Consider the following 25629-nt stretch of genomic DNA (forward strand, 5'->3'; position numbering starts at 1 on the left):
CCTATTGTATTGCAATGCAATAAACAGAATCTAAACAAAAAGAGTAAGTAAATGTAAAAAGATCCACCCTGTAGTACAAAAATAGGATAAATCTCAACTTTTTTCGTCATATTTCATCATTTTATTTTAAAAAATATTCTTTTGGACCTATATAACTCCAGCTCTTAAATCAAGGTATACCCGCCATCCACATACAATGTGCTGCCGGTCGTAAACGTATTGGTCATCAGATACGTAACGGTATGTGCAATTTCTTCATTGTAGCCAACCCGCTTGAGCAGAGACAGCTTCTCGTAATCTTTAAAATGATCACCACGCGGCGTCCCTTCTTGACCCTCCCGCCAGATGGTTCCAGGGGATACAACATTCACACGAACCGGTGCCAATTCCACTGCAAGTGCCTTACCCAGACTCTCAATTGCGCCGTTACATGCAGCGTAGGAAGCACCCCCATCCAGTGGTCGCTGGCTGAATCCACCAGACATTAACGTGATCGAGCCGGAAGTCGAAAGAGACGGTGCAGCGTATTTAGCCGCAAAGTATTGAGGCCAGAATTTTCCTTTAAAACAACTCTCTGCCGTTTCCCGATCCGAAGTCAGTGGACCTCTAGTGTAGGCTGCTCCTGGCGTGAAGAGATGATCGAACCTGCCGATTCGGGCAAAAAATGCTTCGAGCTGTTGCTCATCCTGATTGTCCAATACATGAACTTCCACCACCGTTTCTCCAGCCACCCCTTTGCCCACAGCCTTCGTAATCTCTTCCTTTGCTTCCTCCAGTTTGGACGCCGATCTTCCCGCAATTATCACATGCGCACCTGCGGCAGCTGCCTGAATTGCCGTAGCCAGTCCGATGCCCGAGCTTCCCCCGATAATAACGACCCGTTTATTCGCCAATGTATACTGATTCATCTATGATCATCCTCTCATCTCCGGTTATATAAGTGCATGTGCGCTCACGTTGTGTTCATTATTCATGAAATGAAGAACGTTGAATAGTACGCATTTACATCGTACCTAGTATGAATATTCGTACTATTGGGACGGGATTACGACGGTTCCCCCCCTCTTTTCACAGAGTCAATCAAGCAGAGATCGTGAAAATCCGATATGATGGAGATACATATTGTCGTATAAAACGAGGTGATTACTATGGATTTACAAGAACCCAGGTTACAGGGAGTATTAACAACGCTGGAGACCATTAATGGGAAGTGGAAACCCCTTATCTTGTTTATTTTATTAAAGGAAGGTACGAAACGATTTGGTGAACTACGACGCATGATTCCTGATGTAGCCCAAGGCACGTTAACGAAACAACTACGCGAGCTGGAGCAGGATCGAATTATTGTGCGTACGCTCTATGGGGATGTTCCACCGAAGGTGGAATACAGCCTGTCCGAACACGGTCAGACCATTGGTGCGTTATTGGACGGCATGTGTGGTTGGGGCAAAGCACATCTGAACTATTTGAACAGTACACAAGGTACCACTATGGATACATGAACACCTTCAATTCGAACTGTCGTGCTTGTGTAAGCCTTACCATTCCTCTATAATTTCGTTCAGATGCACAATATGGTATCGGGCGGAATCATCATCAGAGAAGATGCGCATTTAGCACGATGAGATGGAAGGGGAGGAGCTTCGTTGTTGCAGCTTTCGGAAAAACAGGCACAGGATATCGTAGATAAAATGATGCAAGACATTCCATACAACATCAACATCATGAATGAGCATGGCATTATTATTGGAAGTGGTCAGAAGGAACGTGTGGGCACAGTTCATCAGGGCGCTGTCCGCGCATTAACAACAGGAAGCATGATCGAGGTTTGGCAGGATGGCATACTTGAGAAGATGGGCACCAACGAACCGATTCTAATCAATCAGCAGCATGTCGGAGTCATTGGCATATCCGGTCATCCGGATGAAGTTCGGCCTTTCTGCAACATCGTGCGTACTACCGTATCTCTCTTAATCGAACAGCGTAATCAAATGGAAAGTATGGCTCATGAAGCTTCACGTAAAAAAGCCTTTATCGAACGACTGCTCAATCAGCCGGGTTCATACTCACAAAAGGTCAAAAAGGAAGCCCTGCAATACCGTATTGATCTGCAATTGCCAACCATTCTTCTATATGTCCGTCTCCCCAAAAACTCCTTGGCCGCTGAGACGGAGGTTAACCGCATATTGCTCCAAGTCCCTTCATTCTCTATTGAAGGTGATGGTGATGATCAGATTATTCTGATCCAGAATGAAGCAGACGTTGATCGGATAATCCAGCGTTTGAGACAGATCACACCCACAGCATTCATCGCCGTCAGCCAAAAAGAAGCGAATATCGCCACCAGTTACGAACAGGCCCGGTCCGTGATGAACATTATGGTGGCACTTCAACCAGACTCGCCGATCATTCGGTATGAGGATGTACCCTTTCTGGTACGATTCAGCGCGGCTGATCTAACACCTCATGCCAATATCATCAGCAAACTTGAGGATACAATTGACCTGCTGGATACACTCCGCAGTTTTATCCAACATAACGGCAGTATGACCACGACAGCAGACCATCTCAATATTCACCGCAATACCCTTCAATATCGGCTCAAACGCATACAGACCCTTACGGGCAAAGATCCCCGTAATTTGCTGGAACTCATTGAACTTACACATGGACTACTCGCGTTCTACCAATAGCGTCAGAGCTTTCTTCGAAAAAAACAAAAGACGAGAAACAGACTACCTGGAATCAGGCATATCCGTATCCCATCTTTTTCACATCGCATTGCAATACGACCACGTAACTCCACGTAAGATCCCGATCTTCACTAGCCTAAGTTAATAGACCCAGTCTCAGCACCCTGGCAATATTCTCGGTTGTACGCTCCACATTTTCCGGGCCTTCTCGCAATAGTCGCTCCAGATCTGCTGCCCCAGGCACAATGCCAAATATGGCATCAATGCCTTCCGCGTACAGGGTGTCGACTCCTTCGCCTATATAGCCTGCAATGGCAATTACAGGTTTACCCGCTTCCTTGGCTGCCTGAGCAACGCCATAGGGAGTCTTGCCAAATTTCGTTTGGAAGTCAATTCCGCCCTCCCCCGTAAATACCACATCCGCAGCATGTAACTTTTCACGCAATCCTGTATATTCAATGACGATTTCAATTCCTTTACGCAGTACCGCCTGTGTAAAAATCAAGAGTCCCGCACCCAGTCCGCCAGCCGCTCCGGCACCGGGTATATCACGGATGTCTTTGTGCAGCTGCTGCTTTACGACATCTGCATAATGGGACAGGTTCGCATCCAGCTGCTCAACTATCTCTGGGGTGGCCCCTTTTTGTGGACCAAACACCCTTGATGCACCATGCCCCCCACAGAGCGGATTGGTCACATCACAGGCGACAATGAACTCCACTTCCTGCAAACGCTCATCCAGACCGGATACATCAATCTGGGCCAGTTGATCCAAAGCCCCACCACCACGCGCAAGCGGCTGACCCTCTGCATCCATAAACTTCACACCAAGTGCTTCAGCCATGCCTGCACCACCATCATTAGTCGCACTGCCACCAATGCCGATGATGATTTTGCGTATGCCGAGGTCCAGACACGCTCGAATCAACTCTCCTGTTCCATAGGTTGTCGTCCGTAGCGGATCTCGGGTTTCTTTGGTTACCAGATGTATGCCACTGGCCGATGCCATCTCGATGGCCGCCGTTGTTCCGTCACCCAAAATGCCATACTGGGCAGTCACTGTCTGACCTAATGGTCCGCTCACCTCTTGCTGGTGAAGGGAACCGCCCGAAGCATCCACAAGGGACTGTACCGTGCCTTCCCCACCATCCGCCATGGGTACATGAATATAACCTGCCGTTGGATATATTTTACGCAAACCTTTTTCCATCGCGATACATACTTCTTTCGCTGTCATGCTTTCTTTAAACGAATCCGGTGCCAGAACAAATGTCTTCTCTCTAGTCCCTACAGTTTCTCTCATCTCTCTCACTCCATCCGTTAGATTAAAGGATAAATCCGTACAGTAACGTCGCTACGATAGCCATCGTGCCACCCACAATTGCCTCATATGGAATCACGCCCATCCGCTGACGAATCGTCATCTTCATGCTGTCAGCCGACACGTGGAAGTAATTGCCCTGTGGCAGGGAATCAATAACAGTCGCACCCGTGTGCACCATAACTGCCGCTGCAAGCGGTGCCGTACCCATGTTCAGAATGGCATCACCAAAGGAACCTGTTGCCAAGATAACCCCTGTCGATGTTGAAGCCGTTGCTGCCGCCATCAAAATACCCGCGATTGGTGCTAGGAAGGTACCGGATATTCCAGAGGCTTCAATCAGACCCACCACCTGACCTGACAGATCTGAAGCAGAGATGAGCCCTGCTATTCCGCCTGCACCTACCAGAATGAGCACAGTTGCGGTCATTTTGTTTAATCCTGCGGTGGAGTATTTTACGATATTTCTGCCTTGCCCCATCGCCAGCATACCGATGATGCCTGCAATCGGCAGAATGTACATCGCATCCACTTTAAAAGTAGACAATGCTTCAATGCCCGCAATAGAGCCAATTGGATTGATCATCAACAAAATGATCGCAACCAACGGGGCAACAATGGCTTTGCCAAGTGGTGGATACTTCGATGTATCTACATTGCCCTGTTCGGCTTCCTGATCAGAAACCATAACCCCTTTGTTCTTAAGCATTGAAGCTACAATTACAGTTACAATCAAGCCGCAGATCGCTGGAATTACGCCTGCCAGCATGACATTGCTCAGATCCAGATCGAACCCTCGCGCTGCTGCAATGGTATTGGGATTCGGGGAGATAATGTTTCCCGCCTTGCCTCCACCGGATAAGGCCAGCAGCAATGCCAATTTGGATATGCCCATTTTATTACCTACAGACAATGCAATCGGTGCAACGATCAACACGGCTACGGGGATAAACACCCCAACGGCGGTGATGATCATCGTGGCCAGTGCTAGCGCCAGAATGGCTTTACTTCCGCCAAATTTCCGTACAATCGCCTGCGCTATCGTCTCTGCTGCTCCCGATTCCATCATCACACCCGCAAGCACCCCGGCAGCCAGCACACGAAGTACGGTTCCCATGACACTTTGTGTGCCGTCTACCAGTATATTTACGGTCTCTTCCAGGTTAGCGCCGCCAATTAAAGCGCCTACAATTGCACCCAGAAATAAAGAATAGACCGGATTCAGCTTTCTCAAAATCAAAATGATGGCAATAGCCAGTCCTGCCAGCGCGCCGATCCAGCTAATTGTTAATGGTTCCATTGTCAATTTCCCCCCATGCACTCGTTGAACACGCTTTCATTATAGTTGCTGGAGGGGAGAATAAATATTGATGAAAGGACGAAATTCATTGTGCATTTGCACAACACGAAGGACGGATTGTTCTCATTAACACCCTAGAGTACGTTTTCAAAGCTGAAACCCAAGCGAACGGGATTCAAATCCTTCCTCTCACTCACTATTGGAGCAAAGGGTGAAACCGAGCGCTAAAGAATCTGAGACGTCTTATTATGCGGTTAGAAGCGTCCTCAGAAGTCTAAAGAACCTGAGACACGTTATACCTGAATAAATAGCCGTTTGCAGCGTTTTTATCAAGGGATTGCGGGAAATAACGTGTCTAATGTTCCTTACATTTTCAAAAGAGGGCCAAGAGGCCAAATAAGACGTCCTGTGTTCCTTAGAAAATCGTTCACTCATTCGCGGGATCAGCTCGGCTTGGGTTCAAGACTTTTGGGATACTAACATCCACACTTGTATAGCTTGCCTGACCTTGAAGATACAACCTAGAGGAGAACACGGTTTTCCATAATATTTTTCATGCTGATATGGGATTTGGAGGGTCCCAGCTTCACCAGTGAATCCTGGAACTCGGCAAGTTCTTCAATGGACGCCGTCTGTGCCTTGATCAGATAGTTATATTCACCGCTAATCCGATAGACATCCGTGACTTCGATGGCCTGTTCACAGAACTGGACCAACTCGTCGCAATGCTCTGTTTTGAGCAAAATAAACGTTGTGGTTCCACGGTTTAACCGGGCCAGATTATAGATGGTTGAATATCCCGTTATCACACCTCTTTCCTCCAGTTTCAGGATTCTTTCCTTAACCGAAGGTTGGGACATGTTAATTTCTTTGCTTATCTGTGCAACGGGGATACGTGCATGATGTTGCAGCAAACGCATAATCTGCTGATCGATCTCATCTATCATGTGTTCCATTTGTAAGACCTCCGAGTCATGACCTTATTTAATAAGGTTATCCTGATAAATTAGCTAAAAATAGTTAGATTTCATCTCATTATATCCTTTGATATTGTATGGTTCCAATGCGATATCAGCCCTATAATTTAAACTACAATCTGAAGAAGGAGCGATGTAATGTGAGTGTTATTGGACTTGCACATGTGGCAATTCAGGCCCGAAATTATAAAGATACTCTGGCGTTTTATACAAAAGTATTGGGATTCAAGGTCGGTCACTCCTGGAGTTTGCCTTCCTTCCACATTACCGAGGCATGTATGCTGATCTCTCCGGATCAGCGCACCTGTATTGAGGTATTTGACCCAAAAGCCGTCATTCCCGCCGAGGGTGAACCTGCCACCTCGCCTGAAGATGTCCGGCACGGCGCACTGTTACATTTCGCCTTTTACGTGCATGATGTAGAAGATATCTATGAGCGAGCGCTCGCCCATGGAGCCAAGGCCTACGTTGAACCGGATTGGATATCGCTTGGCGAACCTGCACTTCGGGTTAAAAATGCGCTCGTCCACAGCCCCAATGGTGAAGTGATCGAATTCCTCGAAGAGGTTAATTTCGACCGATCCTTACCATCATCCATATGAAGTACACAAACAGCCTGTTGCCTCGTCATCCGTGGCAGCAGGCTATTTCATGATTGGATTTGCTTGGCAAGCATCAGCATACGCACTACCCTACTCTTGCTCTGCATTCCCCAGCGTATACTCGCGTAGCTTTCCTTCATAAACCAGTTGCAATCGTTCACTCTGGCGAAAATCATCCGGTGTCACCAGCGCCGGCAGCTTATTCCACAATTTGATTCCCGAACGCTGTAGAATCTCGGCTACAAATTGGGAGCAGAAGTAGGAGTTGCTGAACTCCACCGGTTCCTTGAGCGTAATGCCAAGCACGCCGAGCAGATTGTACATATATTTCTGACGGCTGCGGATGAAGATGTGCAGCACACGTTTCATCTTTTCCACTTCACGATCCGTCACCTGAAGCTCGTATATGACACATGTCGTATTAGGATACTTGCTGTATGTACCTGTCTGAATATCTTCCTTCACAAACCCGCCATTCAGTGGATTGCTCGGATGCTTGCGGCCGAAGCTGTACAGCTCGGTTAACTCCCGGTCAAATGAGATCGATGCGTGATTATATGGCGCTCGGGTATAGCTCTGAATAACCTTGGTAAACAACGTTCCTGTATTCGTAAGCAAGATATAGATGGAGCGTTCATCTGTCATAGCAAAATTTCCCCTTATCAAGTTGGCACTATTCCTTCATAATAACATAGGTACCCTATAATGGAATCTTACTTTGAATAAGCAGGTGATCGGTACGTGAGCAGTTCACTCTTTACACTAACGTTAATCTTCACAGCTTTACTTGTGATACATATCGTGTACAAAATTATTGCAAAGCTTCAGCCAAGCAAAGACTATTCAGGCATCGGCCAAAAAATCAAAACCTGGTGGGGTATGTTTGTGATCTTCTGCCTCGCCACCCTTTTTAACCCCATCGTGTCCCTCATCTCCCTTATGGTGCTTGCATTCTTCTCACTCAAAGAATACTTCTCCATGATTCGCAGTACACGCAAAGCCGACCGCAGGCTGTTCCTATGGGCGTATCTGGCGATTCCGGTTCAGTTCTACTGGATCTACATTGGATGGTATGGCATGTTTATCGTGTTTATTCCACTATATGTGTTCCTGGTGCTTCCCTTGCCTCGCCTGATTAACAAAGGTACGGTCGGGTTCCTGCGCAGTGTCAGCTCTACACAATGGGGACTGATGCTGATGGTCTTTGGGCTGAGCCACCTGGCCTATTTCCCGTTCGCCACACCGGAGTATGGGTCCAAGCTCGTGTTGTTCCTGGTCGTGTTAACACAACTGAACGATGTGGTGCATTATCTGGTCTCTCTCTATCTGGGCAAACGAAAAGTGGTGCCTACCGCCAATCCATTTGTCACCTGGGAAGGGTTTGCGTGTGCGTTTATTGTAACGACAGCTACGTCTTATTTCATCCATCCCTACCTGACGCCATTTGATTGGAAATTCTCGCTGTTCATCGGGGTGTTGATCAGTTTGGCCGGATTCTTCGGCAGTCTGACGGTGTCTGTACTGAAGCGCGATCTGTTAATTGGAGATGACAACAAGTTCGATTCACTCAAAAAAAGCTACCTGAGCCGGGTCGACAGCCTGACCTATACCTCGCCGGTTATGTTCCACGTAGTCCGCTATTTCTTTGACTTTATGTAGCAACTATATAAATTGAACTAAACAGTAATTTTTACACTTGCCACTCCGATGACAGAACAACCTTCAGATCGCTGTTATCCCCCGATTTTTTAATTAATTTTATAAAGATGAAAATCAGGGTATAAAGGCGAAGTTTATGCTTCCGAAGCAGCTTTCCTTTAGAAAGCTTTTAGCTCCGCTTCTTCTGGTTATTTCTGTCCTCTACGTTCTCGTGTAAATCTTCAGTTCAATCTATATAGATGTAGCAACAGATAGATCGGCGAGCTTGTAATTATGTATGTCAAAAAAAGCAGCCCCAGTGGCTGCTTTTTCTGTTCAACAGACTCCTGACGGAGCCTTCATGATATGCCTGCTACTTCAACGTAATTTCTTTCTCGGACATGATTTCGTTCCCCTCATCATTGGTGAAGACAAATGTCGCTTTGCCCCGCTCGCCCTTCATCTCATCCGAATAGATAAAGCCTGAGAACTGTCCATTGCCGCTAAAGTAAAAGCCATCTTCTCCATTTCCACCATGTTCAATGGCTTCCTGTAGCGAATTCACAATCGTCACCGTGTTAGACGTCCATCGCATCTCCGTTAGTGTATACCCCTTCGGAACCTGTTTAATTCCAAAATCAAAGCTGTTACCCTCGCTCGGTTTCTCCGACTGGTCAATGACGATATCAATCTGCTCAGACGGTTCAGTGGATTCCGATTGAGCCGTAGGCTTGCCCTCATCACCACTGGCACTGCCTTTGTCATTGTTATTCTTCGCATCCGCATTCGGAACAGAGTTTTCTCCAGCTTCCTCTACGGGTTGCTTCGATTGCGGATAGGCGTGCTCCTGAACCGATTCATTATTATTCTTGGCGCCACAGGCACTAACTAATAGCGAAATACAGAGCACAGACATGCAAAGTGCAGATTTCTTTATATTTATTTTCATCATCTACTTCTCCCTTCATTCATCTTCAGCACGTATATCCAACACACCACTTACTAATCACTACACCATATCGTCCCACATGAAGCTCCATTATATGTAAATGATTAATAAATTCAGTATGTAACTGCACCTCGATGAATAAAAAAAGAACTCTGTTCATGACGTCATGCACCGTTTATTTTATCGATCAAACCCAGGCAAGACCAACACTTGTCCAATCTGAATGGCGTTATGCTCGATTTTGTTCACTTTCTTGATTGCTTCTACATACACACGAGTGTCCATCTGCTGAGGTTTATGTGCCAATGAAATGCCCCACAGTGTATCTCCCTGAGATACAACGATCTGGTCCCCCGACAACAATTGCTCATTCCCGGCAAATGCAGTGAATACAGCACTACACCCTATGATTATAATTAGAGTTATGGTGACGATCTTCACTAGCCAGGTTGGCGTCTTCACACGCTGCATGAATTGATCTTTAACATTCATGGTGCGGGACTCGGACGTTTTGGTATAAGCGGATTCATAAATACTTTTGTACGTGGAATATTTCATTCTAGTCGACCTCCAAACTTTCGTTCCGCTAATCTTTAATTTCATGTTTACCTATGTATTTTTCCTATAACAATGAATGATCAATAATTACTTTTTTTCACTATATAGGTATCTTTGCCTAAGTCACCCTACGCTGATAGGTCTATACTACCAGTTCACTCTAAACAAATTCTGAACAACCGAATTTCAATGTGATAGCCAATTTAATCTATCCAATATTCATGCCTGATTTTCGGCGATGCTTGCTGCAACGTTTTTCTATAATAGGTTATAGATAAAGATTCTAATGAGTAAGGACGTGCCCCCATGATTTCTGCTGATCTGAAGGAACAATATTACGAGGCGCTTGTGGCCAAAGATTCGGAATACGAGGGTTTATTCTATGTTGGAGTCCGAACCACAGGTGTGTTCTGTCGTCCCACATGCCCTGCGCGAAAGCCAAAATTCGAAAACTGTGAATTCTATGAGACGGCTCAGCAGGCACTTCTGGCCTCTTATCGCCCTTGCCAGCGCTGTCGCCCGCTTTCTCACCCCAACCAAGTATCCGATGTCGTTCGCATATTAGTGGAAGCTGTGGAGAACAATCCGGAGAAACGCTGGAAAGGACAGGATTTCAAGGAACTCTCCATCGATGAATCCACGGCGCGCCGACAGTTCAAGAAGCGGTTCGGCATGACCTTTGTCGAATATGCTCGCGCTCGCCGCATGGGACTTGCCCTGAAAAATATTCGCTCCGGCCGCACCGTGATTGATAGCCAATTATCTACCGGATATGAATCAAGCAGCGGCTTCCGCGATGCCTTTTCACGGATCATGGGTGCCGCCCCTACGCAAGTCGATGAAGGACATATCCTAAAAGCGTCCTGGATTGACACCCGCCTTGGCCCGATGATGGCCATTGCAGATGAGGAGTCGCTATATTTACTGGAATTTGTGGACCGCAGAGGTCTGGAGCGCGAAGTTGAGCGTCTGCGCAAACGAACCAAATCAGCGATTGTACCCGGCACTACAGCTCCCATCCAGTCCATTGAGCGTGAACTAAACGAGTACTTTCAAGGTATTCGGACAGCATTCGACACACCGTTGTTCTGTTTAGGAACACCATTCCAAAAGCGTGTGTGGGACGAGTTGCTGGCCATTCCGGCTGGTGAAACGAGGTCATATCAAGAGATTGCAAATGCACTGGGAAAACCGACTGCTTGCCGAGCTGTGGCACAGGCAAATGGGGCCAATCAGCTTGCAATTGTGATTCCATGTCACCGTGTAATCAATGCCAGTGGGGAGCTGGGCGGATACGGCGGGGGATTAACTCGCAAAAACTGGCTTTTGACTCACGAGAAACAAAAACAGGGTAGCTGAAAAACAGAATGAAGTAATGAAGTACGCATCAAATGTCCAGAGGAATGCATGTATATAACAAAGGAGAGTCAACATAATATGAGTACCTTAGAAGAAAAAGCAACGTTGTTCCAACAATACCATGTGAAAGGAAAACCACTTGTTCTGGTCAATGTGTGGGATGCCGGAAGTGCGCAAGCCATTCAATCAGCTGGAGCAACGGCCATCGCAACCGGAAGCTGGTCCGTTGCTGCGGCCCATGGTGAGCAAGATGGGGAAGCCATGCCATTCCATCTGGTGCTTGCCAATCTCGCACGGATTACAGCGAGCGTGGATCTGCCTGTAACGATCGATATAGAGGGAGGGTATGGGAGGTCTGTGTCAGAAGTGAAGCAAAATATCCTGCAAGTCATCGATCATGGTGCTGTAGGAATCAACATGGAAGATCAACTTCCCACTGGCTTGGGATTGTACTCTGTGGAGGAGCAATGCCCGAGACTGTCCGCCGCCCGGGAAGCTGCGGAGCAGGCAGGCATACCGTTGTTCATTAACGCCCGCACAGATATTTTTCTGCAACATGCACCTGAACACCATAACCACTCCCTCCTGGAGGAAGTACTTATACGTTCGAGCCATTATGCAGATGCAGGAGCCAGTGGTCTGTTTGTACCCGGTTTGCAGGATCACCAACTGATTCAGGAATTGTGTGAGCGTTCACCGCTGCCAATTAACGTCATGGTTACGTCTCCTGAACCTTCACCAAAACAACTTGCTGCACTCGGTGTAGCTCGCGTAAGCTATGGACCATATCCTTATCTGCAAGCTATGGAACATCTGAAAGAACTGGGGAGAAGTATTTTATCGGGAAATTAACTGGAGGGCATGTTATAATCACCTCTATTGAACATTTACAGGAGGCAATTATGCTTAACGTGGAACAAAAGCTTGAAGTGCTACAATCGTATCCCCAACTGCAACGCAAAGATGTTTCTCTCGGTCGTGTTAATTTCCACTACGAGGATAGTGCGTATGATAAAAAAATTGTTGCTCTCCATATTCACCCTAACGGTAACGGTTATATCTATGCAGGGTTACTGCCCAACTATGAGACCGATGCTAAAGGATTCGTCAATATTCGTGATTACTCCGAAGCAGATCTGCGCACCTTGTTAGATGAAACGATCCAAGCGATGTCTCACAATCCCAACGCAGTTGAATTCGAAGAGCCAGAACAAGTAAAAGCTGTTGCTCCTGCCTTGTCTACAACCTCTACGGGTGGCGGAACATGGGTCGATGAAGATGGACATACGCTGACTTTAAAATACGAAGATGACATGTGGTATGTGTATTCCGGTGTTAATCTGGATATGGCTTTTGAAACGCGTAGCGAAGCCGGCGAGTACCTCAAAGACGAAGGATTCAAACCGCAGGCTCAGGCTTAAGGGATACACCTTCATTTTGAATTGCGCACAAAGATTGCCGAATAGGTATATTCAGAGATTTAGGATGATACAAAAAACACGAGGCGTGTTCGCACTCGTGTTTTTCTGGTTACAGGAAGTTTCCCTTAGATTCCTTGCCCAGTTCCTTTATAACTGTTTCCTGTCAGTCTTTTTTGGATTTCATGGTAAGCGGCGCATTCTTCATCATCGGGTACGTAGACAGAAGTAGCGCACCACCAATACATCCCAGAACGGTGAACAATGTCATGCGATTGATCCTAGCAATCCACAACGTAAACTCACCAAGATCGCCCAATGTAATGATCAGCGTAATGACCAAGCCTACCCCAAAGAACATAATGAAGAAGTTACGCAACCCCAATCGCATCCAACAAACCGTTGGGAAGACAGAGATTCCCAGTACGAGAAAGCCACACATCAAATCGATCCAAAGGTAAGATAAGAAATGATATTTGCTTGAATACAACATGCCCGGTTGATAAAGGGTTACGTCAACAATTCCTTTTTCCTGAAGCAGGTGTATGAGGAAGTACGCCACATGCAGAATGATCATGGTGCCCGCAACCATCCATACCGAATTCATATAGAAGGATTTCATGAATTGAATTCGTGTACTGCCCATTCCAATCGCAACCGGAAACAGTGTAATAATTCCCCCGATTGCAAACGTACATATCCCTCCGTACATGGGACCAAACAGTTGCGTAGCATACGAGACATCAAATATGAAGCCAATGGCCAAATATACAACGGCGAGCATTAGAGCGATGGATGAAAATATGCCCAGATACAAACGCATATCATCGCGAATCAGTCGGTTCGTACCTTTTACTGCGTTCATGGTTTAACCCCCTCTTGATTACGGGTCCTGTTAACCAAATAATCTTGTAATGTCGCTTTCTCAATGGAAAGACCCTGCGAATGAGCGATATCCTTCCACATTTTCGAGTAGGGCTCATCAATCATCACTTTTACAGTCGATCCCATCTGGGAAGACTCTATAACTTTAACACCTGCTGTAACTCGGTTGATATCGTCAATTCCCCCTGTTAGAAGAACTCCTTTTTCGCGTATCTCTTCCATTGGTTGATTTAACAAAACCTCTCCGGCTTGCAAAACGATAAGGGACTCACATAAGGGCTGAATCTCCTCAATATGGTGGCTGGATATCAGAATCAGACGCGGGTTATCTTCATAACTTTCCAGTAACGCATTGTAGAAGAATTTACGCTTCTCAGCATCGAGCCCATTGGTGGGTTCATCCAGAATGGTTATCTTTGCATTACTGGCAAGACCCAATATAATCTGGGTGGCAGTCTTCATGCCTTTCGAAAATTTAATGATCTTCTTCTTCTCCGGTAGTTCGAACACATTGATTAAACGTTCTGCCAAATCCTGATTCCAATGCGGATGAAAATATTGCCCCATTTGAACCATGTCACTAACCGTCCAGTTTTTCCCCAGGGGATGATTCTCCTGGATGTAGCACAGATGCTCTTGGGCAGTCAGATTATTATAGGGGTCTTGACCCATGATCTGAACGGCTCCACTGTCGGGGCGGTTATGACCTGCCAGTAAACTCATCATGGTTGTTTTACCCGCTCCATTTCTTCCCCAGATTGCACTAATGATTGGCTCACTCTCATGTAGCGTAACCTGATTCAGAACGGGCGTCTTCTGGTAGCTATAGTTGACCTGCTCCATATGAATCATAACTCACTCTCCTTATCCTTCTTGCCGCGAATCAGATCAATGATCATGTCCTCATTCATGTGTATCCGTCTGGCTTCTTCAAGTAAAGGCTTGATGTATTCTTCATAAAAATCTTGCTTCCGTTCAACGAGCAATGCTTCTCTTGCTCCCTTTGCAACAAACATTCCAACACCTCGCTGTTTGTATATAATCCCCTTGTCCACGAGTTCCTGCAGTCCTTTGCGGGCTGTAGCCGGATTGATATTGTAGAAGCGTGACAGTTCATTGGTTGAGGGAACCTGTTCTTCCACCTTCAGTCTCCCCTCCACAATATCGTCCATAATCATCGTGGCAATCTGATGAAAAATAGGCTGAGATTCATCCAAAGTCGATTTCATGTGCTTCCAACTTTCATACGTATTCATTAGTCAGTTAGTCGGTTAGTTACTCATGTAACTAACTATAGTATACAAAGACGCAAATGTAAATAGGCGAACTTAACTCATTGCCTTTCCTACCTTGGCTCTGTTGTATTGATTAATAAGACCGTCCAGGACTACGGATTGCTGGATCACTTCCGGATGAAGCAGACTGCCGTATTCCATATGCATGCGATATAACAACTGTCTGGCATCTTCGATCCGTGATATCAAATCCAGGCGATCCATAGTATACCTCCTTTTTGTCATATTTTAGTGTATTATGCCAATCATAAGCGCATGTGAGATACGACATACTTATTCTTCCACTTTGATACACAAAAAAAGAACGCTCCTGAAATGAATTCAGAAGCGTTCTTTACTTTTATTAAGTTCCAAATCCATGATCAGCGGGTCTCATAATTTCGGGGTTCGGGATTTCGGGATTCGGGATTTCCTTGCCTGGGACAGGTTCCGTAGCAAGAGCTACGATGAATACAACGATACTACAGGTAGCTATCAGCAAAGCCAACTTTCTCTTCATTGAGTTTCTGCACCTCACTAATTATCATTTTGTATTGCTGTTTCGCCGTCTCAGATGCAAATTCCCGGTATTGCTCAAACAGTCCGACACCTCTAAGCATACCTCGTCCACTGCTAATTTCAATAGAAAATTTCAAACTATCCAGAACAAATTCTATCCCTAAATGAAACTCGTCCTTCTTTAAATAATATGCACCCAAATCTGCTAAAAGTCGTAAATATCGATCATCCGTAACCTGTCTGCTCACTTTGCCAATTCGGTTACTCTGTTCCTGATAAGTGAAGTACGATTCATACTGTTTGAGTACATGATCAATATCCTTATCATAGCGATTAGCCGCTGTTACAATATCACACAGCGCTGGGAATATCTCATTTTCCTTCGTCGAGATATACGCCAGATAATCAGGTAACACCTCAAAATGACCACCCATTAAATAATATATATATCGATTAGCTTCAGCCCATTCCTGAAACTGATTCATAACGACGATTTCATCTTTATCCGGGTTCCTCACCCAGCGATTATCCGAATATAAAGAAACATATTTTAGTGCTCCGGTGTAGTCCTTCAAATGATAACAGGCACTTCCTGCAGCTAGATCGGAGTAAAGAATATAGAAGACAATTGGTCTTTTGGTCTCTTCTTGTTTCCTTCGGCCGTTCATCTCATAATGGATGGACGCTTTTACTTTCAATTTTTCAGATAACTCCTGAACCTTGTTCCATCTATGCAATGCTCCAAATGCATTAATTAGTTCGTTAAGCGCATCCAATTGATAGCGCTCATCCAGCCGATCCACATAATATTCGAACCGGGCTGCGATAATCAGATTCCGCTGCTGATCATTGGTCAGTCCCAACCGGAACAGTCGATACTGACAGAGTGCAAGCCGCTCGGAATGTTGCATTTTCTCACTTTCAGCAATGTTTTCATATAGAAGGATGGCTGGTTTGAATTTACCTGCTTGGTAGAACTCTTCAGCCACATCAAATAACAAAGGAATATAGGATAGATTATCCATCATCAGACGAATAACCTCTTCAATACAGTCCAACTTGTCCAACTCGGCACAGCGATGAAGGAAGGGTCCCAGTCTTCGCCAGTCCGGGGTCGCGTGTACAAAACACTCATCTATGTATAACTCATAGAAGTAACCTTCTTCAAGTTTCATGGCGGAAGTAATGCGATCCAACTGCTGCATGGCAATAGGTCGATTTTTATTCAAAATATTGCTGAGCGTACCCGAATTAATCCCTGACGTTTCCGAAAAATGACTAATGGACATCTGTTCACGCTTCAGATAACTTTCCAAGTGATCGCGTATCGTGGTTGTCGACTCCAAACGAACACCACCCTCCAAAATAAAAAACATAAACAGGATTATCGGTATGCAAAAGTAATTATATGTAATTAGAAAGTATCGGTCAATATAATAATTTCAACTAATTTGTATTAAAACCATTTTAATCCTTTTATAAAATGGACAATCCTATCTTTATTTTATATCGGAAACGTGCCTGACATCAAACCTCAAAATAGACAAAAAACACGAGCCATCTACGGGCTCGTGCTCTCAACTGACTCAGCAGTCATCATGCTCACTATAACTTGAATTTAAGGCAGTATATTGCCTGCCGCACGGTAAATTTCATACCACTCTGGACGTGTGAGATGAACATCTCCTGCTTTTACACAGTCTTGCAGACGTTCAATATTCATCGTGCCTGTCACAGGTTGCATCTGCGCAGGGTGACGAAGCAACCATGCGATTGCAATCGTTGTATTGCTCACGTCATACTTCGCAGCAATCTCGTCAATCTTTGCATTCAATTCCGGGAACTTGTCGCTACCCAAGAATACACCTTCGAAGAATCCGTACTGGAACGGGGACCACGGCTGAATGGTGATATCATGAAGACGACAGTAATCAAGAATGCTACCGTCACGGTTAACCGCGGCATCGTTCTCCATGTTCACGTTGATGCCACTGTCAATCATCGTCGTATTGGTAATACTCATCTGCAACTGGTTGGCTACCAGTGGCTGTTTCACGTATTTTTTCAACAATTCGATCTGGTTCGGATTCTGGTTGGATACCCCGAAGTGACGCACTTTACCTTCGCGCTCCAGTTGATCAAAGGCTTCAGCCACTTCCTCCGGCTCAACCAATGTATCTGGACGGTGCAGCAACAGAACGTCAAGATATTCCGTTTTCAGACGTTGCAGGATGCCATCGACTGAATTCAGGATGTGCTCTTTGGAGAAATCAAACATGCCTTTGCGAATCCCGCATTTGGATTGAAGAATCATATTTTCACGAACTTGGGGATTCATCTGTACCGCTTCGGCGAAGATCTCCTCACATGTTCCTGTACCATAAATGTCGGCATGGTCAAAGAAATTTGCCCCAACCTCCATTGCAGAACGAACAAAATGTTCGGCTTCCTTACCGTCTAGTGAATTAATCCGCATGCAGCCCACAGCCACTACAGGTACTTCTAGTGCACTGCTGCCCAATTTAATGGTTCTCAAGATGTTTTCCCTCCATATTCGAATATTATCGTGTATCTTACCTTTGATTGTGACATATATCTGCAATCGGTTTCAATAGATTTATCCTATATTCATATGGAGAAATGATAGGTTCTTCATTCCAGCCTATAGATCCCAAAGAATAAGTTATACTTCTTCCGGTATGATAACCTCAATATGCCTTGGCAGGACACGGATGTGAATCGGCAGGGCAGGACCTTCTTCCCCATCTACATTGGTGCGAATGGCTTCTTCTGAGCGAACATGAACTTCTTTGGCTGTAAAATAGTCCACATCCTTATGGTCCTTCAGATTACCAAAAAACAGGGAAGTACCTAGTGTGAGGCTGTTGAACACACTGATATTACGAACAACAAAACAATGTATCAGACCATCATCCACCTCAGCATCCGGGGACAACTTCTGGAATCCTCCAACCGAATTGGTCAGCGCCGCCAGAAAAAGGGGAGATTCTCCCTCCCAGATCTGTCCGTCATATTCGATGGTTAGATGATTGGCTGGTGTATTCACCAGGTCTTTCAAGCCTTCTTTGAGATATGCGAATGATCCCAACTTCGACTTCTCTTCCGAGGATACGGAGAACAGAGCTTCTGCCAAAGAACCTGCAGCCACGACGTTGGCAAACAGGCGATCATTGATTTTCCCCAGATCCACGATATGGGTCTGATTCGAACGTAACTGCCTAATGGCCTCCTCCGGGTCAAGCGAGATATTCAGCGCACGCGCAAAATCATTCACCGTACCTAGCGGTACCACGCCCAGTCGGGGACGATGATCCTGATCCATCATGCCGTTAATCGTCTCATGTAGTGTACCGTCGCCCCCGATGGAGATGACCAGATCACAGCCGTCTTTGCAGGCGCTCAGACAGTAGTTGGTGGCATCACCTTCCCCGGCCGTCTCATTAACAACTACCTCGTACTGCTGTGACTCCAGAATTTCTCTGACTTGGGACACATACTGCTCGGCCTCTTCCTTACCTGACGATGGATTACTAATGATCATGGCTTGGCGCATACTCACATCTTCCCCTCCAAATGGCATCTTTACTTCATCTTTACCCGTTTCAAGGGTGGGTTGAATAGGGTCTGCGGGAGATGTTCTATTTTTTTTGATAAACATGTCTCTGAAGAGTGCAGAGCAGGGTTTGTTTCATATAGAATAGAAGTAGAGAATTACCCATTACCAAATTTCTTGTTCCTTTTCCCTGTTGACGGGTTAATAACTATAGATATGCTTTGAGCCGAACCTGCATATGTTAAAATGTTCCATTTACACTGAACACTCCGTGTGCAGAACAACCTTCCGGTCGCTGTTATCGTGTAGATACTAGAATCAATTTCATAATACCTTTAGCTGCTTCAATCAAGGCTAGATATAGATCAAAATGGTTTAATTTGTCTATATCTAGTTACAAAAATCCATTTTAGTGAGTTATGCAATTGATTCAATATACTTATCTAATTCAATCTGTTCGGATGATTTTATAATTCTAAAAATCGGAGGGAATGCATGCAATGAGAAGAATGACGCTACTATTTCTAGTATTCATCCTGAGTCTCGGGGCATCGGGGCAAGCCATGGCTTACACGACTTCAGACTTGGGCGAGGGAATCATTGAAGATCCCCTACTTGAGGACGGACTGAAGCTAATCCTGAACAAACCTCTGGATGTTCCACTGACTTCATCTGATCTGGAGCAGCTTGAGGTGGTGGATCTGAGCAATGCAGGTATTCAAAGCCTGTCCGGTCTGGAATATGCAACCAACCTGACTCACCTCCGATTATATGGGAATGAGATTGAGGATCTCACACCGCTGGAGCACCTAACCCAGCTTCGCGAGATCGATGTTCGCAACAATTACATTACATCCATAGACGCACTTGCTGAATTGAAAGACTTGGGAAGGCTGTATATCAGCAACAATTCCATTTCATCCATAGAGGTTGTACGTGGGTTCAACCGATTACATACGTTCCACGCCAGCGGTAACCAGATCACTAGTCTTGCGGCCCTCTCGGATGCGGATGCACTGAAGTGGCTTGAGATCTCGAACAATACAATTAGCGATCTGACACCGATCATGGATAAAACCCGGCTTCAACAACTCAATGTAGCAAACAACCAGATTCAGTCGCTGGAAGTACTGGCTGAACTGCCAAATACACTACGGAATCTGAATGTGGCAGGCAATCAAATCACTGATCTGACACCACTGGAGCACATGACACGGCTGCGGACACTTGATATCTCCGGTAACCAAGTACAACACCTCAAGGGGCTTGAGGGACTGACTGGGCTGAAGGAGCTGAATACAGAATCCAATCAGATCTATGATCTGGAACCTCTTCGGCAACTATCCAGCCTGGACGTATTAAAATTATCCAATAACCGGGTGTGGGATCTGACACCGATCGCAGGTTTTACGTTTACCCGTGATCAGTCAGCGACGAATGCCATACAGGATATCTCAGCGTCCACCTCGTTATCCTCTGGTATTCAGACCTCTGTCTCAGAGGTTGAGCCTGCGGGGCTTACGGTGCAGAACAACTATCTAGATGTCACAAGTGGCAGTCAGACGATGCAGCTTCTGAACCGAATGAATGTGCGGGAGCAGAAACGAACGCCGCAGGGCAGCTTCCAGCGTCTGATTGAAGGGTCTACCACTGCTTATGTAGGAGATCGCGCTTATGCACTGGATGCTGCACCTTTTATCGATGAAGGGCGGACCTATGTGCCTCTGCGTTTTGTCTCGGAGCAGTTAAACGCCAGCGTGAACTGGAACAGCGGTACACGCGAAGCCGTGATCACACAGAATGACAAGACCATCCGCTGGAGCGTGGGCAACAAACAAGTTGTCGTGAATGATTCACTTGCGATCAATGATGCTCCTCTATTGATGAAAAATGGCAAAGCATTTGTTCCAGTTCGCTTCATTTCAGAGCAATTCAATACCTCTGTTGGTTACATCGGAAGCAGCAAAACGATTCTGATTTTTGAAAATAAACAGCTTGGTGAGAGTGTACAGCCTTAAGTTGTGTCTCACGTTCATTTTCAGCCATAAGAGAATATGAGAAACATAGCGCAAGTCCCCGTCTGAACAATCAGCGGGGATTTTTGTTGTGCCATGACAGTTTTGCTATGACATTGGATAATGGTATATGGACATCGCCAATCTCAAGCAAATACAGCATACCATCTGTCTGTGCGGACATGAACTTGTGACACTCTATCTTGGATTAGGACAAATTTTACACGGTTTAGCCTATCTTCTTTTGCCGCGGGAGTTGGTATACTGAACTTAATATATAGGACAGCTGAAGTTCAAGCGAGGGGGAAATTCATATGACATTCACATTCACTGGTTATTCAACAACCCAAGGTAGCCCATGGAAAGAGTTATCTTATGTATCGACAAATGAAAGCGCTAACTTAAAACTCACGGGTGAAGATCACCAGCTTGTGGAAGGGTTTGGTGGCTGTTTCAACGAGCTTGGTTATATGGCTCTGTCCCACTTAAATGAGGAGCAGCGCCATGAGGTATTTCATTCCCTCTTCCATCCGGAGGGTGAGCACAAGTTTAACATCTGTCGCCTGCCGATCGGCGCAAGTGATTATGCAGAGCAGTGGTATAGCCACAACGAGGTGGACGGAGATGTGGCCATGGAACATTTTTCAATCGAACGTGATTTCAAATATCTGATTCCTTACATTAAGGAAGCTCTGACTTATAACCCGAACCTGCAATTCTTCGCCTCCCCATGGAGTCCACCAACGTGGATGAAATCGCCAAAAGCCTATAACTATGGCACGCTTCGTTGGGAGAAAGATATTCTGGAGGCCTACGCCCTGTACTTCGTAAAATTTGTACATGCCTACCGTGAAGCAGGCATTACCATCCATCAGGTGCATGTGCAGAACGAAGTGATTGCAGATCAGAAATTCCCTTCTTGCATGTGGACAGGCGAGCAGCTTCGTGAGTTTATCGCCGATTATCTGGGCCCGGCTTTTGACCAACACGGTCTGGATACGGAAATCTGGCTGGGAACAATCAACGCCCCTGATCCATGGGAGGAATTGATTAAGAAAAAAACAAACGACTTCGACGAGTACGCCGGGCTTGTCCTGAGTGATCCAAAGGCCTATTCCTATATCAAAGGTGTTGGGTATCAATGGGCAGGCAAAAATGCCATTCAACGTACCTCGGCGAGTTATCCGGAGCTGCGTTATATGCAAACCGAGAACGAATGCGGTGATGGCAACAACTCATGGAACTACGCTAAATATGTATATAACCTCTACCAGCACTACTTCAGCAACGGAGTGAACGCGTACATCTACTGGAACATGGTTCTGGAACCCAAAGGCCGTAGCACATGGGGCTGGGAGCAAAACTCCATGATCACCGTAGATCCGGACAATAAGGAGGTTACTCGGAACCCCGAGTATTATGTGATGAAACACTTCGCTCATCATATTGTTCCTGGTGCTCGAAGAGTCGGCCTGTCAGGCGCGTGGAGCGGGAAATCCGTTGCTTTCCGCAACCCGAATAACAGTCTAGTCATTGTCATCAACAATCCATTCCAGGACCGTCGTGACCTGTATCTAACCCTTGAAGAAGGACATACCCTACACATGAAGCTGGAGGCAGATTCGTTCAACAGCATGGTTATCCAACCGAAATAATTGATCCAACACATCGTTAAAAACGCGGACATCAATAGCGTTGGGCTCAGGAATCCCTTGAGCCGGCGCTATTTTTCATGGGCCAAACCATGCTTATTGTCACCATGATTACTCCTGTAGAACACAAGCCGAAGACAACTTAAAGATATGACGTTTTACCTTTTATATTTACAAATCTATAAATCTAGATATAATGTAATCCAGAGAACTTACTCTCATGTCCATCATATTATAGGAGGCAAGGCAGGCTCATTTCAGCATGATATATCTATTTTTCTGTATATTTAAATTCATTGGAGGTACGCTTTACATGAAATCACAACAGGTCAACCCACTCCTTATCCTGATGCTGGCACTCGGGGTATTCGGGATTATTACAACAGAAATGGGAATCGTGGGGGTACTGCCTCAGGTTGCGAATAAATTCAACATTACGGCTGCACAGGCAGGTTGGCTGGTCAGTATATTTGCGCTGGTCGTAGCCGTTGCGGGCCCTTTTCTCACCTTGCTGGCGTCTGGAATTAATCGCAAAATCATCCTGTTAGCCGCTGTGCTGATGTTTGCCATCTCGAATGTCGTCTATGCCTACGCCACAACCTTTGATACCATGCTGATCTTCCGTATCATTCCCGCGTTATTCCATCCCGTCTTCTTTTCCGTAGCCCTGGTCACCAGTGCCCAACTCGTTCCGGCAGAGAAAAGCAGTCAGGCCGTCGCCAAAGTATTTACCGGAGTTACCGCGGGCTTTGCCTTTGGCGTACCACTGACATCGTATCTTGCTGAACGCCTATCCCTCGAAATCGCCTTCATGTTTGGAGCGATGGTCAGTGTAGTCGCTTTGATCGGCATATGGATCTGGTTACCCTCGATGCCCGTGAAGGAAAAGATGTCCTATGGCAAGCAACTCGGTATTCTGCGCAAACCTGGATTATGGCTGAATGTTGCCGCAGTCATTTTTATATTCGCCGCCATGTTCTCCGTATACAGCTATTTCGCCGAGTATCTTGGACAGGTCACTCACATGAGCGGATCATGGATCAGTGTCATGCTGACCGTCTTCGGTGTCGTCATGATCATCGGAAATTTGGGGTTTGGACAGTTTCTGCGTAAGAGCGTGGTCCATACTGTTATCATGTTCCCCCTGCTCTACATAGCAGCTTACGCACTCGTCTATTGGGCCGGTCCCCACTTCATGTGGATGATTATTGTAGTCTTTATTTGGGCATCGGTGCATTCAGGAGGATTAATTGTAAGCCAAACCTGGTTAACAGCTGAAGCGCAGGATGCGCCTGAATTCGGCAACAGTTTGTATGTATCCTTTTCCAACCTTGGTATTACCTTGGGTACTGCCATCGGAGGCTGGTTCATCGCGAACCTGGGGATACATCAACTGATCTGGAGCGGAATGATCTTTGCACTGATCGCTTTTGTATTGGTTTGGATTAAAATTAAATGCTTCCCTGCACCATGAATTGCCGAACACTGTTGATACAAAGTATTAACACAAATAGCACCATATTCCCATGTTTAACATGTGGAACAGGCGCTATTTGGTGTTATATGATTACCGGATTTGCAAGAGATGCTCAGACTCATCAATACGCAAACTTATGGATTGTTTGCCAGGTAATTTCTCAGCCATTGCATAGCCGGACGTTCTGTACCGTTGCTATTAACCAGATGTGAACCGTTCACCCATGTTTGGTTCTGGTTGTAACCCCACAGTGTTACACCTTTAACGGCAGAATGCTTCCAAAGCACAGGGAACTTTTGTTGGTAACGCTGCAATTGTGTATTATCGTCACCTGTCATATCCAGCTCGGATACATAGATTGGCAACCCTGTCGCTGCAAGCTTGTTCAATACCGTGTTCATCGTGCTCACAGAAACGTTGTCCATATTGAAGTAATGCGCTTGGATTCCAATACCATCAACTAGACCTCTGTTTTTCAAAAGGTTGATAATCTGGATATATTGGTCCGCTTTAGCAGGATCACCGATAATACCATATTCATTAATTAACAATTTGGAGTTAGGGAAAGCTTGTCTTGCCTGCTCGAATGACCAGATTACCCAATCCCAGCCTGTAGCTCCATCTCCACCAATCGCGTTGCGATAGGATGGTTTGGCATGCAGAGGTTCATTCACCACATCAACGAAGGCAGACTTCGAATACCGCTGTCCTGCGGCTTTAATCCATTGTGTCACTTCAGCTTTCTGATCTGCGGCTGAGAGACTGTTAATCCAATTTGGCTGTTGATTTCCCCATACGAGCGTATGGAATTTGAACGGAAATCCGTTGTTGTTAGCATAATTGTATGCCATATCCGCCTGGCCCCAATTCATTACGTTGCGCGTGCCTTCAACAGCATCCCACTTGGTTGAGTTCTCCGGGGTCACCTGATTCCAATACGGGCTAAAATTCGAAGGAACCTGACTAGCTATAATATTCCCCAAAAATTTGCTGCCTTTTGCCAAACCAGCACTAACACTGCCCACCGCAACTGAAGCAGCGAGAATACCTACCAACGCCAGTGAGCCGACTGTTTTAAACCACTTAGACTTAATCAATGATTTTCCTCCTTAGTATTCATTTTTTGTTAAGCGCTTACAAACATCATTTTACTGGATAATTTTGGTTTTTAACACCTGTCAAATTATAGTATTTTATTGTAAAAAAGTAGAATTAAGTTATTTTTCTGAAGCTATTTATAGATTCACTCTCTTAAATCCAACATAACTCTTACAGTGCGAGTTCAAAAAGTTTGGTTTTCAGTACCGAGAAGATGGAATGAAGTTAGAAATGGAGTAGCGGAGCGTAGGGAAAACTACGTGAGCAACCAAAATGTTTCCTTCGGAAACATACTTCGTAAGCCTCCCGCTTATTTCGGC

The 25629-nt window shown here is 45.7% G+C and carries 25 protein-coding genes; 10 read left to right on the plus strand and 15 right to left on the minus strand.

Translation table 11 applies throughout. The annotated features are described in order from the left end of the window. Nucleotides 1–164 precede the first annotated feature (164 nt). Complete coding sequence (locus tag MKY87_RS14980) at nt 165–908, minus strand: SDR family oxidoreductase (protein WP_340965259.1); 744 nt, start codon at nt 906–908, stop codon at nt 165–167. A gap of 240 nt (nt 909–1148) precedes the next feature. Here MKY87_RS14980 and MKY87_RS14985 point away from each other — a divergent pair, with 240 nt between their 5' ends. Next, entirely contained in the window at nt 1149–1502 is a 354-nt protein-coding gene (locus MKY87_RS14985; protein ID WP_133386322.1) for a winged helix-turn-helix transcriptional regulator, read from the plus strand. 144 nt (nt 1503–1646) lie between these two features. After that, nucleotides 1647–2693, plus strand: a complete 1047-nt coding sequence (locus MKY87_RS14990) for a CdaR family transcriptional regulator (protein ID WP_340965261.1) — start codon at nt 1647–1649, stop codon at nt 2691–2693. A 136-nt stretch (nt 2694–2829) separates the two neighbouring features. Here MKY87_RS14990 and MKY87_RS14995 read toward each other — a convergent pair whose 3' ends face one another. The 3 genes from MKY87_RS14995 to MKY87_RS15005 form a co-directional block, all read right to left on the minus strand. Continuing rightward, nucleotides 2830–3996, minus strand: a complete 1167-nt coding sequence (locus MKY87_RS14995; RefSeq protein ID WP_340965262.1) for a glycerate kinase — start codon at nt 3994–3996, stop codon at nt 2830–2832. A 22-nt stretch (nt 3997–4018) separates the two neighbouring features. Then, nucleotides 4019–5314, minus strand: coding sequence for a GntP family permease (locus MKY87_RS15000; RefSeq protein ID WP_340965264.1), 1296 nt, complete (start codon nt 5312–5314; stop codon nt 4019–4021). A gap of 521 nt (nt 5315–5835) precedes the next feature. Beyond that, complete coding sequence (locus tag MKY87_RS15005) at nt 5836–6270, minus strand: Lrp/AsnC family transcriptional regulator (RefSeq protein ID WP_340965265.1); 435 nt, start codon at nt 6268–6270, stop codon at nt 5836–5838. Between the two features lie 161 nt (nt 6271–6431). On the opposite strand from MKY87_RS15005, the gene MKY87_RS15010 reads away from it, so the two are divergent. Beyond that, nucleotides 6432–6893, plus strand: coding sequence for a VOC family protein (locus MKY87_RS15010; RefSeq protein ID WP_340965266.1), 462 nt, complete (start codon nt 6432–6434; stop codon nt 6891–6893). Between the two features lie 90 nt (nt 6894–6983). Here the strand turns inward: MKY87_RS15010 and MKY87_RS15015 are convergent, their stop codons facing one another. Beyond that, on the minus strand, nt 6984–7538 hold the full coding sequence (locus tag MKY87_RS15015; RefSeq protein ID WP_340965268.1) for a hypothetical protein: 555 nt from the start codon (nt 7536–7538) through the stop codon (nt 6984–6986). A gap of 96 nt (nt 7539–7634) precedes the next feature. On the opposite strand from MKY87_RS15015, the gene MKY87_RS15020 reads away from it, so the two are divergent. Further along, on the plus strand, nt 7635–8552 hold the full coding sequence (locus tag MKY87_RS15020) for a phosphatidate cytidylyltransferase (protein ID WP_076213755.1): 918 nt from the start codon (nt 7635–7637) through the stop codon (nt 8550–8552). Nucleotides 8553–8904: 352 nt separating this feature from the next. Here MKY87_RS15020 and MKY87_RS15025 read toward each other — a convergent pair whose 3' ends face one another. After that, nucleotides 8905–9483, minus strand: a complete 579-nt coding sequence (locus MKY87_RS15025; RefSeq protein ID WP_338589406.1) for a hypothetical protein — start codon at nt 9481–9483, stop codon at nt 8905–8907. A gap of 177 nt (nt 9484–9660) precedes the next feature. Continuing rightward, nucleotides 9661–10038, minus strand: a complete 378-nt coding sequence (locus MKY87_RS15030; protein ID WP_339787748.1) for a LysM peptidoglycan-binding domain-containing protein — start codon at nt 10036–10038, stop codon at nt 9661–9663. A 306-nt stretch (nt 10039–10344) separates the two neighbouring features. On the opposite strand from MKY87_RS15030, the gene MKY87_RS15035 reads away from it, so the two are divergent. The 3 genes from MKY87_RS15035 to MKY87_RS15045 all read left to right on the plus strand — a co-directional run bounded on the left by MKY87_RS15035 (nt 10345) and on the right by MKY87_RS15045 (nt 12818). Next, on the plus strand, nt 10345–11397 hold the full coding sequence (locus tag MKY87_RS15035) for a bifunctional transcriptional activator/DNA repair enzyme AdaA (RefSeq protein WP_074092792.1): 1053 nt from the start codon (nt 10345–10347) through the stop codon (nt 11395–11397). A gap of 78 nt (nt 11398–11475) precedes the next feature. Beyond that, entirely contained in the window at nt 11476–12249 is a 774-nt protein-coding gene (locus MKY87_RS15040) for an isocitrate lyase/PEP mutase family protein (protein WP_338589412.1), read from the plus strand. 50 nt (nt 12250–12299) lie between these two features. Then, a complete protein-coding gene (locus tag MKY87_RS15045) occupies nt 12300–12818 on the plus strand; it encodes a hypothetical protein (protein ID WP_339787741.1) in 519 nt (172 codons plus the stop codon). Between the two features lie 163 nt (nt 12819–12981). On the opposite strand, the gene MKY87_RS15050 is transcribed toward MKY87_RS15045, so the two are convergent. The 7 genes from MKY87_RS15050 to MKY87_RS15080 all read right to left on the minus strand — a co-directional run bounded on the left by MKY87_RS15050 (nt 12982) and on the right by MKY87_RS15080 (nt 19067). Then, nucleotides 12982–13680: a hypothetical protein gene (locus tag MKY87_RS15050; protein ID WP_091035496.1), complete on the minus strand. Its 699-nt coding sequence runs from the start codon at nt 13678–13680 to the stop codon at nt 12982–12984. Next, a complete protein-coding gene (locus MKY87_RS15055; RefSeq protein ID WP_340965269.1) occupies nt 13677–14552 on the minus strand; it encodes an ABC transporter ATP-binding protein in 876 nt (291 codons plus the stop codon). The genes MKY87_RS15050 and MKY87_RS15055 overlap by 4 nt, the downstream gene beginning before the upstream one ends. After that, the gene (locus tag MKY87_RS15060) at nt 14549–14929 is read right to left on the minus strand and encodes a GntR family transcriptional regulator (protein WP_036611682.1); all 381 of its coding nucleotides are present in this window, start codon (nt 14927–14929) and stop codon (nt 14549–14551) included. The genes MKY87_RS15055 and MKY87_RS15060 overlap by 4 nt, the downstream gene beginning before the upstream one ends. A gap of 99 nt (nt 14930–15028) precedes the next feature. Next, nucleotides 15029–15199 (minus strand): aspartyl-phosphate phosphatase Spo0E family protein, encoded by a 171-nt coding sequence (locus MKY87_RS15065; protein ID WP_091035488.1) that lies wholly within the window; start codon nt 15197–15199, stop codon nt 15029–15031. A 257-nt stretch (nt 15200–15456) separates the two neighbouring features. After that, on the minus strand, nt 15457–16839 hold the full coding sequence (locus MKY87_RS15070) for a transcriptional regulator (RefSeq protein ID WP_091035485.1): 1383 nt from the start codon (nt 16837–16839) through the stop codon (nt 15457–15459). 272 nt (nt 16840–17111) lie between these two features. Continuing rightward, nucleotides 17112–18029: an aldo/keto reductase gene (locus tag MKY87_RS15075; protein WP_017691548.1), complete on the minus strand. Its 918-nt coding sequence runs from the start codon at nt 18027–18029 to the stop codon at nt 17112–17114. Between the two features lie 147 nt (nt 18030–18176). After that, nucleotides 18177–19067 (minus strand): diacylglycerol/lipid kinase family protein, encoded by an 891-nt coding sequence (locus MKY87_RS15080; protein WP_340033072.1) that lies wholly within the window; start codon nt 19065–19067, stop codon nt 18177–18179. Nucleotides 19068–19567: 500 nt separating this feature from the next. Here MKY87_RS15080 and MKY87_RS15085 point away from each other — a divergent pair, with 500 nt between their 5' ends. The 3 genes from MKY87_RS15085 (at nt 19568) to MKY87_RS15095 (ending at nt 24208) form a co-directional block, all read left to right on the plus strand. Then, the gene (locus tag MKY87_RS15085) at nt 19568–21085 is read left to right on the plus strand and encodes a leucine-rich repeat domain-containing protein (RefSeq protein WP_340965271.1); all 1518 of its coding nucleotides are present in this window, start codon (nt 19568–19570) and stop codon (nt 21083–21085) included. 311 nt (nt 21086–21396) lie between these two features. After that, entirely contained in the window at nt 21397–22737 is a 1341-nt protein-coding gene (locus tag MKY87_RS15090; RefSeq protein WP_340965272.1) for a glycoside hydrolase family 30 protein, read from the plus strand. Between the two features lie 310 nt (nt 22738–23047). Then, nucleotides 23048–24208, plus strand: a complete 1161-nt coding sequence (locus MKY87_RS15095; protein WP_340965273.1) for an MFS transporter — start codon at nt 23048–23050, stop codon at nt 24206–24208. Between the two features lie 137 nt (nt 24209–24345). Here the strand turns inward: MKY87_RS15095 and MKY87_RS15100 are convergent, their stop codons facing one another. After that, nucleotides 24346–25308 (minus strand): endo-1,4-beta-xylanase, encoded by a 963-nt coding sequence (locus MKY87_RS15100; protein ID WP_339787726.1) that lies wholly within the window; start codon nt 25306–25308, stop codon nt 24346–24348. Nucleotides 25309–25629 lie beyond the last annotated feature (321 nt).

Source organism: Paenibacillus sp. FSL R7-0198 (assembly GCF_038000415.1).
Taxonomy (GTDB): Bacteria; Bacillota; Bacilli; order Paenibacillales; family Paenibacillaceae; genus Paenibacillus.

Bases quoted from the DNA above. Each gene is read 5' to 3' on its own strand.
- MKY87_RS15095 (WP_340965273.1), top strand. From the start codon at position 23,048: ATGAAATCACAACAGGTCAACCCACTCCTTATCCTGATGCTGGCACTC.
- MKY87_RS15005 (WP_340965265.1), bottom strand. From the start codon at position 6,270: ATGGAACACATGATAGATGAGATCGATCAGCAGATTATGCGTTTGCTG.
- MKY87_RS15085 (WP_340965271.1), top strand. From the start codon at position 19,568: ATGAGAAGAATGACGCTACTATTTCTAGTATTCATCCTGAGTCTCGGG.
- MKY87_RS15035 (WP_074092792.1), top strand. From the start codon at position 10,345: ATGATTTCTGCTGATCTGAAGGAACAATATTACGAGGCGCTTGTGGCC.
- MKY87_RS15050 (WP_091035496.1), bottom strand. From the start codon at position 13,680: ATGAACGCAGTAAAAGGTACGAACCGACTGATTCGCGATGATATGCGT.
- MKY87_RS14980 (WP_340965259.1), bottom strand. From the start codon at position 908: ATGAATCAGTATACATTGGCGAATAAACGGGTCGTTATTATCGGGGGA.
- MKY87_RS14995 (WP_340965262.1), bottom strand. From the start codon at position 3,996: ATGAGAGAAACTGTAGGGACTAGAGAGAAGACATTTGTTCTGGCACCG.
- MKY87_RS15030 (WP_339787748.1), bottom strand. From the start codon at position 10,038: ATGAAATATTCCACGTACAAAAGTATTTATGAATCCGCTTATACCAAA.
- MKY87_RS15060 (WP_036611682.1), bottom strand. From the start codon at position 14,929: ATGAAATCGACTTTGGATGAATCTCAGCCTATTTTTCATCAGATTGCC.
- MKY87_RS15090 (WP_340965272.1), top strand. From the start codon at position 21,397: ATGACATTCACATTCACTGGTTATTCAACAACCCAAGGTAGCCCATGG.
- MKY87_RS14985 (WP_133386322.1), top strand. From the start codon at position 1,149: ATGGATTTACAAGAACCCAGGTTACAGGGAGTATTAACAACGCTGGAG.
- MKY87_RS15000 (WP_340965264.1), bottom strand. From the start codon at position 5,314: ATGGAACCATTAACAATTAGCTGGATCGGCGCGCTGGCAGGACTGGCT.
- MKY87_RS15065 (WP_091035488.1), bottom strand. From the start codon at position 15,199: ATGGATCGCCTGGATTTGATATCACGGATCGAAGATGCCAGACAGTTG.
- MKY87_RS15040 (WP_338589412.1), top strand. From the start codon at position 11,476: ATGAGTACCTTAGAAGAAAAAGCAACGTTGTTCCAACAATACCATGTG.
- MKY87_RS15045 (WP_339787741.1), top strand. From the start codon at position 12,300: ATGCTTAACGTGGAACAAAAGCTTGAAGTGCTACAATCGTATCCCCAA.
- MKY87_RS15015 (WP_340965268.1), bottom strand. From the start codon at position 7,538: ATGACAGATGAACGCTCCATCTATATCTTGCTTACGAATACAGGAACG.
- MKY87_RS15055 (WP_340965269.1), bottom strand. From the start codon at position 14,552: ATGATTCATATGGAGCAGGTCAACTATAGCTACCAGAAGACGCCCGTT.
- MKY87_RS15080 (WP_340033072.1), bottom strand. From the start codon at position 19,067: ATGCGCCAAGCCATGATCATTAGTAATCCATCGTCAGGTAAGGAAGAG.
- MKY87_RS15025 (WP_338589406.1), bottom strand. From the start codon at position 9,483: ATGATGAAAATAAATATAAAGAAATCTGCACTTTGCATGTCTGTGCTC.